The organism is Marinobacter sp. Arc7-DN-1, from assembly GCF_003441595.1.
Taxonomy (GTDB): Bacteria; Pseudomonadota; Gammaproteobacteria; order Pseudomonadales; family Oleiphilaceae; genus Marinobacter; species Marinobacter metalliresistant.
This window is the reverse complement of sequence record NZ_CP031848.1, coordinates 3,203,357-3,215,973: the sequence shown is the minus strand read 5'-3', so window position 1 is coordinate 3,215,973 and position 12,617 is coordinate 3,203,357. Positions and strand designations below refer to the sequence as shown.

Here is a 12,617-nt window from a genome sequence, read left to right as displayed (position 1 = left end):
TGGCATTTCAGTGACCTGCGGGTAACGTGTCATCGTACAAGTGACAGACCGGACATGGCATTTTCACACTATGAGCAGCATAGCAGACAACATCGGGAGCGTAACCCGACGCATACAAAAAGCAACATTGCAGGCGGGCCGCGAGCCGGGAGCCGTGCAGCTGCTCGCCGTGAGCAAGGCGCGACCGCCTGACGATCTGCATGAGGCCTACGCCGCGGGGCAGCGCGCGTTCGGTGAGAGTTACCTTCAGGAAGCCCTGGCGAAGATCGAAGCGCTGGCGGATCTCGACGGCATCGAGTGGCATTTCATCGGCCCGGTACAATCCAACAAGACCCGACAAATTGCGTCTGCCTTTTCCTGGGTCCACAGTGTCGATCGCCTCAAGATTGCCCGTCGACTCAGTGAGCAACGAGACCCGGGTATGCCACCATTGAATATCTGCCTTCAGGTCAATATTAATGAGGAAGACAGCAAATCAGGTAGCAGAATTACGGAGCTTCCGGAACTGGTGGCCGCCATCGGCGAGTTACCGAACCTGAAATTGAGAGGCCTGATGGCCATTCCGGACCCGGACCAGCCCGAGGCAGAGCTGAGGACCAGCTTCCGGAAACTGGCCAACACCCTGAAGCAACTGAAAACGGATTATCCAGACGCAGGCCCCCTGGACACACTGTCCATGGGCATGTCCGGCGACCTGGACATTGCCATTGCCGAAGGGGCCACCTGGGTGAGAGTGGGCACTGCACTGTTTGGCAAGCGGCCAGCAAAGAGCTGAAGCGGCCGGTTCCTGCTATCATCAGGTCCAGACGTTTAACCGATCAACCGGGGAGTGAACCTTGAGCACATCACCAACCATTTCTTTTATTGGCGCCGGCAACATGGCCAGCGCCATCATTGGCGGTATGCTGGACAACGGCTACAAGGCCGGCGACATCTGGGTCAGCGCACCGGATGACGCGCACCTGCAATCCATCCGCAAGCGTTTCGGCGTGAGCGTCACCACCGACAATCGCTACTGCGCCCAACAGGCTGACATGGTGGTACTCGCGGTCAAACCCCAGGTGATGGCCGATGTCTGTCGCGATATTGCTCCGGTGGTGCAGAACACCCGACCACTGATGGTTTCCATTGCCGCCGGCCTGACTGTTGACACGCTGGATGGCTGGCTCGGTGGCGGGTTGCCCCTGGTCAGGGTGATGCCCAACACGCCGTCTCTGGTCGGCAAAGGGGCTGCCGGCCTCTTTGCCAACAAGGACGTAAAAGACAACCAGAAGAAGATGGTGGAGTCGGTGTTCGAGAGCATCGGGTCAGCGCTGTGGGTCGACGACGAAAACCTTCTGCATGGCGTTACCGCCCTTTCCGGCAGCGGGCCGGCCTATTTCTTCCTGATGCTCGAAGCACTCGAGGAAGTGGCGACGGAAGCCGGCATCGCCGCTGGCACCGCCCGGGAACTGGCCATCCAGACCATGGCAGGGGCTGCCGAGATGGCCGCCCGCAGTGAACACGATCCCGGCCAGCTCAAGCGTAATGTGATGTCGCCCGGAGGCACCACGGAGCAGGCCATCAATACCTTTGAAGCGGGCGGTATGCGGGATCTGGTCCGCAAGGCCTACAACGCGGCGTTCAAGCGCTCGGAAGAAATGGCCAAAGAACTGGCTGGCAAACAGTAACCGATAACGGAGACACGGCTTCATGCTGGCAGACATTCTGATTACCATCCTGCTGATCGCATCCACCTTTTATCTGACCATTGTCCTGTTGCGGTTCCTGCTTCAGCTGGCCAGGGCGGATTTCTACAACCCGATCACCCAGTTTGCGGTCAAGGCCACCAACCCCCTGCTACGGCCACTCCGGCGCTTTATCCCAGGGTGGGGCGGAATTGACGGTGCCGCTTTGGTTCTGGCGGTCATTATCCAGGCCATCACCCTCTTCCTGATTCTGATCGCCCTGAACGGCGGTATTCCCGCCATGAACCCGCTCACCCTGTTGGTCTGGGCGGTACTGAACGTGCTGGATCTGATCGTGAAGATCTACTTCTGGTCAGTCATTGCCGTCGTGGTTGTCAGTTGGATAGCGCCCGGCAGCGGCCATCCGGCGATTCAGCTGGTTGCCCAGATCACCGAACCGGTGATGCGCCCGGTGCGTAGCATCATACCCTCCATGGGCGGCCTGGATCTGTCACCGATCATTGTCTTCCTGATTCTGAATGTCATTTCGGTGGTCATTGGACATATGAAAGTGGCAGCAGGGCTGGGATCCATCGGACTCGGACTGTAAACCGCGTCTCAAATATACATTTTGTAACACTTAGCGACGAAAACGATTATTGCTTGGCTGCAGGCTCAGGATTCTGATTTTGCAGCCTTTTTTATGATTACTCTTTCAACTCACCCAATTTGACCCCCGCAGCCCAGCCGCAAACATTACCGGGACAGGATAGTATTACCGGTAATTAATCCGTCACCCGTGAGCACCCCGTTTTGCCCGGGATACCCGGAAGTCGCGCAGAAGGAAAATCCGATGAACCCACAGGGAACTCTGTCGCAGCAGGTAGAGGCTTACCACAACTGGAAAAAAGAGCTGATCCGCCAGATTGGCCGCTACCGGTTATGGCTGCAGGATAACAATCTGTTTTCCGACGATATCAGCATCCGCATTCGCCACGGGCTCGAATTGCTTATTGAGGACGAACTGACCATTGCGTTTGTCGGAGAGTACTCCCGCGGCAAGACCGAGCTGATTAACGCCCTGTTCTTCTCGGAATACGGCCAACGTATGCTGCCGTCCCAGGCCGGGCGCACCACCATGTGTCCCACCGAGCTGTTTTTCGATCGTAGCGCCAACGAGAATTATCTGCTTCTGTTGCCGATTGAAACCCGAAACGGCGATCTGTCCCTGCAACAACTGCGCAAACAGCCGGAACGTTGGGTCAAGCACGAACTGGACGAGCGCGACCCCGAAATCATGCGCGAAGTACTGGCCGAGGTGGCCCGGGTCAAGAGCGTGCCGCCGGAAGAGGCCCGAAGCCTTGGGTTTGACGAGAATATGCTGGAGCATGACCGCAACAACCCGGGCAATGTTCAGGTGCCGGCATGGCGTAACGCCCAGATCAGCATCCGACACCCGCTGTTCGAGCGCGGGCTCCGCATACTCGACACCCCGGGGCTGAACGCCCTGGGTTCCGAGCCCGAACTGACCATCAGCATGCTGCCCCGGGCCCATGCCATAATCTTCGTGCTCAGCGCCGACACCGGCGTAACCGCCAGTGACATGACCATCTGGAAAGAGCATATCGACACCCAGCACGCAGACCATCGTGCCGGCCGCTTTGCCGTTCTGAACAAAATCGATGTGCTCTGGGACGACCTGCAGGGTGAGCGCCACACTCAGGAAGCCATCGGGCGGGTGCGCAGCTATACCGCCGACCATCTGGGCATGCGCCAGCATGACGTCATCCCCGTCTCCGCCAAACAGGGCCTGATGGCAAGAGTCAGGCGGAACAGTGAACTTTTCGACCGCTCCAATATTGGTCAGCTCGAACAACTGATTATACAGCGCATCCTGATGCACAAGGAGCAGCTGATCACCCAAAGCCTGATCAACGATCTTATGGGCATGCTGCAGAACAGTCAGGCAGCCATGCAATATCGCCTGGAATCCCTGGAAGAGGAACTCCAGGCCTGTGCCGGCGCGACCATGGACAAAGCGGCATTGGGCCGGCTGGCCGAGCGGGCCCAGAAAGACTACGACTACTACTACAAGAAGCTGATCACCCTGCGCTCCAGCCGGCGCCTGATGGACTCCCAGGGTAACCTGCTGAAAAAGCTGGTTAGCGAGGAGCGCCTTGAGGGCCACGCCGAGCGAGTCCGCGATAACATGTCGAAAAGCTGGACCACAGCCGGCATGAACCGCGCCATGGATCAGTTCTTTGAGCTGCTTGAGAGTGATCTGACCAACCTGCTGAGCGAAGGTCATCTGGCCGAGAAAATGGTGGGCGCCATATACCGCCGCTACAACGAGGATAACCGTGCCCGCCACCTGGAACCCATACCTCTGCGGGCCGGCCGCCACGTCATTGCCATCCGCGAACTGCGGAAAAAGGCCCGCCGCTTCCGCAGCAGCCCGAAAAACCTGCTGACCGAGCAATCCGTCCTGGTTCGCCGCTTCTTCAATGTCATGGTCGGTGAAGCCCGCACCCTGCACGCCCGGGTGCGCAAAGACGTCGAGCGCTGGCCATCGGAAGCATTGCTGCCCATTATGCAATTCTCAATGGAACAGAAGCAGTTGCTGGAACACCAGATCCGGCGCCTGCGCGACATGGTCCGCAATGACCGGGACAGCCGGGCCGAGCGCCAGCGCCTGAATCACGCCATCACCGACCTCCGCCGACAACTGGAACTGGCCGATGCCATGCAGCGCCAGATCCGCAAGCCGGCCCCTACCCTGATCCAGCAGAAAGTGGTAAACATCTCCGGGGCTGTGTAAGCCCCGCCACAGCGACCATGCAGGCGGTTGCAGCCATCACGCCCCGGCTTTAAACTGCTGGGCTGGCGATGGCTTTGCCGTTGCTGTTCCAGACACTTACGGATCGAACCAGGAACCTCTCGCGCCGATGCCCGATTCCCTGCCTGCGGATTCTGTTGGGATAGTCACCCCGCAGACCTATCATTTCGACGCTCCCATTGATCTGGCCTGTGGCCAGACCCTGGAAAATTATGACCTGGTGGTCGAGACTTACGGCAAACTGAACGCGGATGCGAGCAACGCCGTGCTCATCTGCCACGCATTGAGCGGGCATCACCACGCCGCCGGCTATCATTCCGCCGAAGACCGCAAGCCGGGCTGGTGGGACAGCTGCATCGGGCCGGGAAAACCCATCGATACCGACCGTTTTTTTGTCGTCAGCCTGAACAACCTCGGAGGCTGCCACGGCAGCACCGGCCCGATCAGCACCAACCCCGCGACCGGCAAACCTTACGGGCCGGAGTTTCCGGTCATTACCGTCGGCGACTGGGTAAAAAGCCAGGCCCTGCTGGCGGACCGGCTCGGCATTGATTGCTGGGCCGCCGTGGTCGGGGGGTCCCTGGGCGGCATGCAGGCAATGCAGTGGAGCCTGGACTACCCGGGCCGCCTGCGGCATGCGGTGGTTATTGCCTCCACACCCCGGCTGACGGCCCAGAATATTGCCTTTAACGAGGTGGCGCGCCAGGCCATCACCTCAGACCGGGAATTCCATGACGGCCGCTATTACGACTTCGATACCGTACCCCGCCGGGGCCTTATGCTGGCGCGTATGGTCGGGCACATCACCTATCTGTCCGATGCCTCCATGGGCGAGAAGTTTGGCCGCGAACTGAGGGACCAGGCCTATAAGTTCGGCTACGACGCCGAATTCCAGGTGGAAAGCTACCTGCGTTACCAGGGCGAGCGATTCTCCGAATCCTTCGACGCCAACACCTACCTGTTGATGACCCGGGCACTGGATTACTTTGATCCGGCCTATGAGTTCGGCGGCGATCTGTCCAAGGCCCTCGCTGCCGCCACCTGCGAATACTTGGTCCTTTCCTTCAGTACTGACTGGCGCTTCACTCCGGCCCGCTCGGAAGAGATGGTTAACGCCATGATCGCGGCCAGGCGCAAAGTCAGCTATGCTGAAGTGGACGCACCCTGGGGGCACGATGCCTTTTTGATTCCCACGCCACGGTATACTGATATTTTCAACGCCTACATGGACCGCGTCGCAAGGGAGGTTGGTGCATGAGACCGGATCTCAACATCATCCAGCAATGGGTTCAGCCCGGCCACCATGTGCTTGATCTGGGCTGTGGTGATGGCACCCTGCTCGACTTCCTTCACCGGGAGCGAGGCGCCAGCGGCTTTGGCCTGGAGATCAACCCGGACCACATCACAACCTGCATGGGCAGGGGCGTGGCGGTCATCGAACAGAACCTGGACACCCAGGGGCTGGGCAACTTTGATGACGGAAGCTTCGATATTGTTCTGATGACCCAGGCGCTGCAGGCCGTGCGCAGGCCAGACAAGGTTCTGGATGAAATGCTGCGGGTCGGCAGCGAGGGTATTGTCACCTTTCCGAACTTTGCCCACTGGCGCCTGCGCTGGGGACTGACCCTGAGCGGGCGTATGCCCGAATCCGAGGCACTGCCGTATAAATGGTATAACACGCCCAACATACGGCTGTGCACCTTCAAGGATTTTGAAGCCCTGTGCCGACAGAAAGGCATTAAAATCAAAAGCCGGCGGGTGGTGGACGGCCAGCACCAGAACAGCTGGCTGGCTCGCCTGTGGCCAAACCTGCTGGGCGAGATTGCCATTTACCGAATTACACGGGAGACCGAACAATGATCGAAAAAACCGTTTCCACATGCCGCAGCCTTCTGCGCAACCTCCTGGTTGTCACACTCATTGGCCTGTTCAGCGCTCAGGTCCATGCGGGTTCAAAAAACTTCGGTGACTACACCGTACTCTGGAGCGTTTTTCCCAGCACTTTTCTGGCCCCGGAGATTGCCAAAGCCAACAACCTTCAGCGCAGCAAGGGCATTGGCATCGTCAACATTGCCATCATGGAGGAAAACGAGGACGGCTCCATGTCTCCGGTGAGCGGCCAGGTGGAGGGCAAGGTGGCCAACGATGTCCAGCAGGTGCGATTTCTGGCGTTCCGCCGGATTCAGGAAGGTGATTCCGTCTATTTCATCGCCGAGTACCAGTACCCGTCCGGTGAGCTGATGACCTTCAACATCACCGCTCGCCCCACCGGCCATCAGCAGGATCTGGCGGTACGGTTTGCCCACACACTGTTCAACGATTGAGCCCGTTATGACCGAAAACCTGGTTATCGCCAGTAACAACAAAGGCAAAATTGCCGAACTGGCCGGGATGCTGGCGCCCCTGGGCATGACCCCGGTTGCCCAGGGACAGCTTGGCGTGGATGAGGCCGGGGAACCCGCCGTTACGTTTGTCGAGAATGCGATTCTCAAGGCCCGGCACGCAGCAAGGGCAACCGGACTGCCCGCCCTGGCGGACGATAGCGGATTGGCCGTTGATGCCCTCGGGGGCCAGCCCGGTGTTCGCTCTGCCCGCTTTGCCGGCGAAAACGCCACCGACCAGGACAACATAAACGCGCTGCTCGAAGCCATGGCCGACATCCCGGATGAGCAGCGGGGAGCGCAGTTCCACTGCGTGCTGGTATACCTTCGCCACGCCGATGACCCGACCCCGGTGATTTGCCATGGTCGCTGGCCCGGGTCAATACTCCGGGTACCCAGTGGCGACGGCGGTTTTGGCTATGATCCGGTGTTCCTGGCTCCGGAACAGGGTTGCAGCGCGGCGGAATTGTCCCGCACCGAGAAAAGCCGCATCAGCCATCGGGGCCGGGCCCTGAGAATTCTGGCAGAACAGCTCAGGGCGGAGTCCTTAGCTGGTGCGCAGTCCTGAACCGGTGGATAGCCATGGGCCGGTCGACAGTTACCAACCGGTGGCGGTTTGCCCGCCGCTGAGCCTGTATATCCATGTGCCCTGGTGCGTGCGCAAGTGCCCATACTGCGACTTCAACTCCCACGCCATCCACGCTTCTCACGCCACTTACGCCACTACCACTACAGGAGGCGCCATTCCGGAATCCGCCTACCTTGATGCCCTGGCTGAAGACCTCGACCAGGACCTGGCCTTGGTCTCCGGACGCCCCATAGAAACCATCTTTATCGGCGGTGGCACACCGTCACTGATGAGTGGTGATTTCTATAACCGGCTGCTCGCCCACTTGCGGGCAAGACTCAACATCGCCCCCGATGCGGAAATCACCCTGGAAGCCAATCCGGGAACACTGGAAACCGGCCGCTTCGAGGCCTTTCGGAAAGCCGGTATCAACCGGTTGTCCATCGGGGTTCAGAGTTTCAACTCCAGCCACCTGAAAGCACTGGGGCGCATCCACGACAGCGAAGCCGCCCATTGCGCCATTAGTGCCGCCCGTCAGGCAGGGTTCGACAACGTCAACATAGACCTGATGCACGGATTACCAGGCCAGACGCCGGAGCAGGCACTGGAGGATCTCAGGACCGCTCTCGATTACCAGCCTCCGCATCTGTCCTGGTATCAACTGACCCTGGAGCCGAATACCGAATTCTACAGCCGGCCACCGGATTTGCCGGACGACGATCACCTCTGGGACATCTATCGTCAGGGCGCCCAATTTCTGCAGCAGCAGGGTTTTCGGGATTACGAGGTTTCGGCCTGGAGTCGGGGCGGCAGGGCGTCACGCCACAATCTGAATTACTGGACCTTTGGTGATTACCTGGCGCTTGGTGCCGGAGCCCATGGCAAGATCAGCCTGGCCAATGGCAGCATCCGGCGATACTGGAAAACCCGCCAGCCCGAAGCTTACCTGAACCGGATTGGTAGCCGGACGGCAGGCAGTGACATCATTGCTCCCGAAGACCTGCCCCTGGAATTCCTGATGAACGCCCTGCGGCTCACAGAGGGGGTGAGCGAACGCCTTTTTTGCGAGCGAACGGGTTTACCCCTGTCGTCAGTTGGGGTAAAACTAAAAACAGCACGCGATGAGAAACTGCTGGTTGAAGACCGGCTGCAGGCCACAACCCTGGGCCAGAGATACCTTAACAGCCTGTTGGAGCGTTTTCTGTAATGGACCCTGCACACGGATTGGCAGCCTTTCCAAAAGACCTGAAAGTCAGCCTGGCCGTGGCTGCGGTGTTGCTGTTTGCCCTGTTGCTGATCAATCAGCCGTTGCAGTCCGCTTCCGCCCCCCAGGGTATCGTCAGTTACCAGCTCGCCGGCACGGCGGATCAGGCGCACGCCATCATTCGCAGCTGGCGCAGTGAGGGCGTAGTCTGGGCCAAAGTTTCCTTGTGGCTGGATTTCCTGTTTATTCCCGCCTACACCATCGCCCTCATCCTCCTGACCCATCACTTCACCCGGGACCGCCCCGGAATCCGTGAGCGCATGGTGGCCAGATGGGTCCGGGCACTATTCGTAACGGCCGGCCTCAGTGATGTCGCCGAGAACATCCTGCTGCTGAACAATTTCAGTCCGCCCACCGATGCGATGAGCCTTTCGGCAACCCTCTGCGCCCTGGTCAAATTTACCGCGCTGACCCTGGGTATGGCCGGGCTGGTCATTCTCCGGGCCTCGCGGCGCCATCCGCTGGCGCACCACTGAAGCCCGCCCCCGAACATTCCCGCAGGGGATCACCGACTACTAGTTGGTTCGATAAAACAACAGATCCCATACTCCGTGCCCAAGATTTTCGCCCCGCTTTTCAAACTTGGTAATCGGACGATCTTCCGGTCGTGGTGAATATCCTCCGGATTCCTGGGCGTTGGCAAACCCTTCGGATTCATTCATTACTTCCATCATGTGTTCCGCGTAGTTCTCCCAGTCTGTCGCCAGATGGAGAATACCGCCCACGCGGAGTTTGTGACGAACGCGCTGGACAAACTCATGCTGGATCAGCCGGCGCTTGTGATGCTTTTTCTTGTGCCAGGGATCCGGGAAGAACACCATCACCCGATCCAGACAGGCATCCGGCAGGCACAGATCAATCACGTCATTGGCGTCGATACTGTAGATCCGGACATTTTTCAGGCCGCGATCCTCAATCTCCTTGAGCAGAGCACCCACACCTGGCTGGTGCACCTCGACACCGATGAAGTCCTGCTCCGGGGCAGCTTCCGCCATCTCCGCCAGTGACTTGCCCATGCCAAACCCGATTTCCAGGTTCAGCATGGCATCCCGGCCAAACACCTGGCGCGGATCGATCATTCCGTCTTCCCGGGTGAGACCATATTTCAGCCAGCTGCGCTCAAACGCCTTTTTCTGACCTTCGGTCATGCGGCCCTGGCGCAGGACAAAGCTACGCACACCACGGCGGGTTGTTACCGGTGATTCCGTGGCAGTGTCTTTCGGATCTTGCGGCTCTTTCTGGTTAGTCATCTGCAATCCTTAACCGCGGGCAGCGGGTCTTGTTTAATGGGCTTTGGCTACAGTTTACCAGAGTGACAAGGTTCAGGCGGATACCACCGAATTGCGCCCCTGTTGACGATCCAGTTGCCGGTAGCCGAGCGCTTCAACCAGGTGGCCCTGGTGGAGCTCGTCACAGCCCTCAAGGTCTGCGAGAGTGCGAGCCACCCGCAATATCCGGTGCAATGCCCGGGCCGATAGCCCCAGCTTCTCCATGGCGCCGGAGAGCAACTGCTCACCCTGGCGGTCCAGTTGGCAAGCGGAATGCAGTTCGCGCCCTGCCAGCGCAGCATTCACGCAACCCCGTTCCGATTGTTTCATCCTGGCAGCGATAACCCGTTCCCGGACAGTGGCACTGGTCTCGCCATCGCCGCCCTGTTGCATCAGTACGCCGCCACCCTGAACCGGAACTTCGACATGGAGATCGAACCGGTCCAGCAGAGGCCCGGAGATCTTCGACCGATACCGTATTACCTGCTGCGGTGTGCACTGACACTCAATGGTCGGGTGACCACTGTAACCGCAGGGGCATGGGTTCATTGCACCGACGACTTGAAAGCGAGCCGGAAAATTCACCTGACGCGCGGCCCGACTGATCGTGATGTGCCCCGTTTCCATGGGTTCCCGAAGCACTTCCAGAACCCGACGCTCAAACTCTGGCAATTCATCCAGAAAAAGTACGCCGCGATGGGCGAGGGAGATTTCCCCAGGCCGCGGGCTGCTCCCGCCACCGACCAGGGCCACCGCGGATGCTGTGTGGTGGGGCGCCCGGAACGGCGGTTGGCGCCACCCGCCCTCTCTCATGGCAAGCCCGGCAACCGAGTGAACGCTGGCAACTTCCATGGCCGCATCGTCGGTCAGTGCCGGAAGAATACCCGGCAGACGGCTGGCCAGCATGCTCTTGCCGGTGCCAGGCGGCCCGAAGAATAACAGGTTGTGGCCGCCGGCGGCGGCAACTTCGAGCGCCCTGCGAGGGACCCGTTGGCCGCGGACATCGGACAGGTCCGGTATCTCACTGTTGTTGCCGGGCACCCGTTCCAATGGTGATTTCGGCACCGGAACCAGCCTGGCCCGGCCGCTGAGGTGTTCACACACGGTCAACAGGTGGCCGGCCGCCAGCACGTCACCCTGGCTGGCCAGGGCCGCCTCGCCGGCATTGCCATGGGGAACCAGCAAGGCTCGCTGGTCCTGCCGGGCAGCAAGCACAGCCGGAAGCACGCCCTTGAGAGGCCTCAGCGCACCATCGAGGGACAGCTCCCCGAGAAACTCGCAATCGGCGAGACTCTCCGCCGGAATCTGGCCCGAGGCCGCCAGAATCCCAAGGGCAATGGGCAGGTCAAACCGGCCGCCTTCCTTGGGCAGATCAGCGGGGGCAAGGTTGATCGTAATGCGGCGGGCGGGGAAGTCGAACCCCGCATTCAGAAGGGCGCTGCGAACCCGCTCCTTACTCTCGCGAACGCCGGTTTCAGGGAGGCCGACAATCGAGAGTGCGGGCAATCCCCCGGAGAGGTGGACTTCAACCGTAACGGGGGGAGCAGACACGCCGATTATGGCGCGGGAATGAACGATAGCTAGCATGACAACCTTCCATGGTGACCGGAAAACCATGCCCGGCGTCCTGCCGGGCTAATCCGGAGTTTATTGTTCCTGCAGGGATTTTTCCAGCTCGGCGACCCGTTTTTCGAGCGCCTCCACCTTTTCACGAGTCTTCAGCAGCACCGCCTGTTGGGCATCAAACTCTTCCCGGGTTACCAGCTCCAGACGGGAAAGGACCGACATCACTGTTGCCCGGGCCTGGGTTTCAAAATCCTCCCGGGCGGCGCGGGCCATATCGGGAACGAACTGACCAAACTGACCCTGTAACTGGGCGAAAATATCCTGGGGACCCTTCACATATCACCTCACTGATTCCAGAAATGTCCGGCTTCGACTAAAAGAGAGGGGCTCTCACCGGTTTGCGGGAGTGTATCACACCGCAGCCCCTGCCATACTGTGCCCGGTCGGCCTTATAATAATGGACGAACGGCCAGTGAGTCCGCTCCAATTTGACTCATCGGCTGGCTACCCGCTCCATTTTGGTGCAGATCTTTGCGCCATTCTGGTACGCGCATATTGTAGATTATTGTTTTAAATGTATTTTTTTGCGTTGGCATACCCGATGCTAAAGCCCTCGTACGCAATCCGCACAATTGGTGTGCGAGGTGGCAGCATCCCGACCTCAACAACTGGCCGACGGGCCCTCACTGTTGGGACGGCTTTACCAAGGAGAAAGCAATGAAACTTGTGACAGCGATCATCAAGCCTTTCAAACTGGATGATGTCCGTGAGGCACTATCCGAGATTGGCGTGCAAGGCGTAACCGTCACTGAAGTCAAAGGCTTCGGTCGGCAGAAAGGCCACACTGAACTTTACCGTGGCGCGGAATACGTGGTGGATTTCCTGCCCAAGGTCAAAGTGGAAGTTGCCATTGGCGACAATCTGCTGGACCAGGTCATCGAATCCATTACCAAGGCAGCCAACACCGGCAAGATCGGTGACGGCAAGATCTTCGTGACCGAACTGCAACAGGCCATCCGGATCCGGACCGGCGAAACCGGCGAAGAAGCGGTCTGAACCAGCTCTGA

14 protein-coding genes are annotated in these 12,617 nt (G+C 59.4%); 11 read left to right on the top strand and 3 right to left on the bottom strand.

Annotated elements, in window-relative coordinates:
- Window positions 1-70: 70 nt before the first annotated feature.
- The 10 genes from D0851_RS15135 (at window position 71) to D0851_RS15090 (ending at window position 9,192) form a co-directional block, all read left to right on the top strand.
- Window positions 71-775, top strand: coding sequence for a YggS family pyridoxal phosphate-dependent enzyme (locus tag D0851_RS15135; protein WP_117619398.1), 705 nt, complete (start codon window positions 71-73; stop codon window positions 773-775).
- 61 nt (window positions 776-836) lie between these two features.
- Window positions 837-1,670, top strand: a complete 834-nt coding sequence (proC, locus tag D0851_RS15130; protein ID WP_117619397.1) for a pyrroline-5-carboxylate reductase — start codon at window positions 837-839, stop codon at window positions 1,668-1,670.
- Window positions 1,671-1,692: 22 nt separating this feature from the next.
- A complete protein-coding gene (locus D0851_RS15125; protein WP_117619396.1) occupies window positions 1,693-2,277 on the top strand; it encodes a YggT family protein in 585 nt (194 codons plus the stop codon).
- A 243-nt stretch (window positions 2,278-2,520) separates the two neighbouring features.
- On the top strand, window positions 2,521-4,485 hold the full coding sequence (locus D0851_RS15120) for a dynamin family protein (RefSeq protein ID WP_117619395.1): 1,965 nt from the start codon (window positions 2,521-2,523) through the stop codon (window positions 4,483-4,485).
- A gap of 127 nt (window positions 4,486-4,612) precedes the next feature.
- Window positions 4,613-5,761: a homoserine O-succinyltransferase MetX gene (metX, locus tag D0851_RS15115; protein ID WP_117619394.1), complete on the top strand. Its 1,149-nt coding sequence runs from the start codon at window positions 4,613-4,615 to the stop codon at window positions 5,759-5,761.
- Window positions 5,758-6,363 (top strand): methionine biosynthesis protein MetW, encoded by a 606-nt coding sequence (metW, locus tag D0851_RS15110; RefSeq protein ID WP_117619393.1) that lies wholly within the window; start codon window positions 5,758-5,760, stop codon window positions 6,361-6,363. Before metX ends, metW begins: the two co-directional genes overlap by 4 nt.
- A complete protein-coding gene (locus D0851_RS15105) occupies window positions 6,360-6,827 on the top strand; it encodes a DUF4426 domain-containing protein (RefSeq protein ID WP_117619392.1) in 468 nt (155 codons plus the stop codon). The genes metW and D0851_RS15105 overlap by 4 nt, the downstream gene beginning before the upstream one ends.
- A 7-nt stretch (window positions 6,828-6,834) precedes the next feature.
- Window positions 6,835-7,452, top strand: coding sequence for an RdgB/HAM1 family non-canonical purine NTP pyrophosphatase (gene rdgB / locus D0851_RS15100; protein WP_117619391.1), 618 nt, complete (start codon window positions 6,835-6,837; stop codon window positions 7,450-7,452).
- 4 nt (window positions 7,453-7,456) lie between these two features.
- Window positions 7,457-8,659 (top strand): radical SAM family heme chaperone HemW, encoded by a 1,203-nt coding sequence (gene hemW, locus D0851_RS15095; protein ID WP_117620427.1) that lies wholly within the window; start codon window positions 7,457-7,459, stop codon window positions 8,657-8,659.
- Window positions 8,659-9,192 carry a hypothetical protein gene (locus tag D0851_RS15090; protein ID WP_117619390.1) on the top strand — a complete coding sequence of 178 codons (534 nt, stop codon included), beginning with the start codon at window positions 8,659-8,661 and terminating at the stop codon, window positions 9,190-9,192. Before hemW ends, D0851_RS15090 begins: the two co-directional genes overlap by 1 nt.
- A 39-nt stretch (window positions 9,193-9,231) precedes the next feature.
- On the opposite strand, the gene trmB is transcribed toward D0851_RS15090, so the two are convergent.
- The 3 genes from trmB to D0851_RS15075 all read right to left on the bottom strand — a co-directional run bounded on the left by trmB (window position 9,232) and on the right by D0851_RS15075 (window position 11,886).
- The gene (trmB, locus tag D0851_RS15085) at window positions 9,232-9,966 is read right to left on the bottom strand and encodes a tRNA (guanosine(46)-N7)-methyltransferase TrmB (RefSeq protein ID WP_117619389.1); all 735 of its coding nucleotides are present in this window, start codon (window positions 9,964-9,966) and stop codon (window positions 9,232-9,234) included.
- A gap of 72 nt (window positions 9,967-10,038) precedes the next feature.
- Complete coding sequence (locus D0851_RS15080) at window positions 10,039-11,571, bottom strand: YifB family Mg chelatase-like AAA ATPase (RefSeq protein WP_117620426.1); 1,533 nt, start codon at window positions 11,569-11,571, stop codon at window positions 10,039-10,041.
- A 60-nt stretch (window positions 11,572-11,631) separates the two neighbouring features.
- Complete coding sequence (locus tag D0851_RS15075; RefSeq protein ID WP_117619388.1) at window positions 11,632-11,886, bottom strand: accessory factor UbiK family protein; 255 nt, start codon at window positions 11,884-11,886, stop codon at window positions 11,632-11,634.
- Window positions 11,887-12,267: 381 nt separating this feature from the next.
- On the opposite strand from D0851_RS15075, the gene glnK reads away from it, so the two are divergent.
- Window positions 12,268-12,606 (top strand): P-II family nitrogen regulator, encoded by a 339-nt coding sequence (gene glnK / locus D0851_RS15070; RefSeq protein ID WP_071264623.1) that lies wholly within the window; start codon window positions 12,268-12,270, stop codon window positions 12,604-12,606.
- Window positions 12,607-12,617 lie beyond the last annotated feature (11 nt).

What these genes read in the sequence shown, in the direction of transcription:
- D0851_RS15135 (WP_117619398.1), top strand. Translation starts at nt 71, where the DNA reads ATGAGCAGCATAGCAGACAACATCGGGAGCGTAACCCGACGCATACAA.
- D0851_RS15125 (WP_117619396.1), top strand. Translation starts at nt 1,693, where the DNA reads ATGCTGGCAGACATTCTGATTACCATCCTGCTGATCGCATCCACCTTT.
- D0851_RS15120 (WP_117619395.1), top strand. Translation starts at nt 2,521, where the DNA reads ATGAACCCACAGGGAACTCTGTCGCAGCAGGTAGAGGCTTACCACAAC.
- metX (WP_117619394.1), top strand. Translation starts at nt 4,613, where the DNA reads ATGCCCGATTCCCTGCCTGCGGATTCTGTTGGGATAGTCACCCCGCAG.
- metW (WP_117619393.1), top strand. Translation starts at nt 5,758, where the DNA reads ATGAGACCGGATCTCAACATCATCCAGCAATGGGTTCAGCCCGGCCAC.
- D0851_RS15105 (WP_117619392.1), top strand. Translation starts at nt 6,360, where the DNA reads ATGATCGAAAAAACCGTTTCCACATGCCGCAGCCTTCTGCGCAACCTC.
- rdgB (WP_117619391.1), top strand. Translation starts at nt 6,835, where the DNA reads ATGACCGAAAACCTGGTTATCGCCAGTAACAACAAAGGCAAAATTGCC.
- D0851_RS15090 (WP_117619390.1), top strand. Translation starts at nt 8,659, where the DNA reads ATGGACCCTGCACACGGATTGGCAGCCTTTCCAAAAGACCTGAAAGTC.
- trmB (WP_117619389.1), bottom strand. Translation starts at nt 9,966, where the DNA reads ATGACTAACCAGAAAGAGCCGCAAGATCCGAAAGACACTGCCACGGAA.
- D0851_RS15080 (WP_117620426.1), bottom strand. Translation starts at nt 11,571, where the DNA reads ATGCTAGCTATCGTTCATTCCCGCGCCATAATCGGCGTGTCTGCTCCC.
- glnK (WP_071264623.1), top strand. Translation starts at nt 12,268, where the DNA reads ATGAAACTTGTGACAGCGATCATCAAGCCTTTCAAACTGGATGATGTC.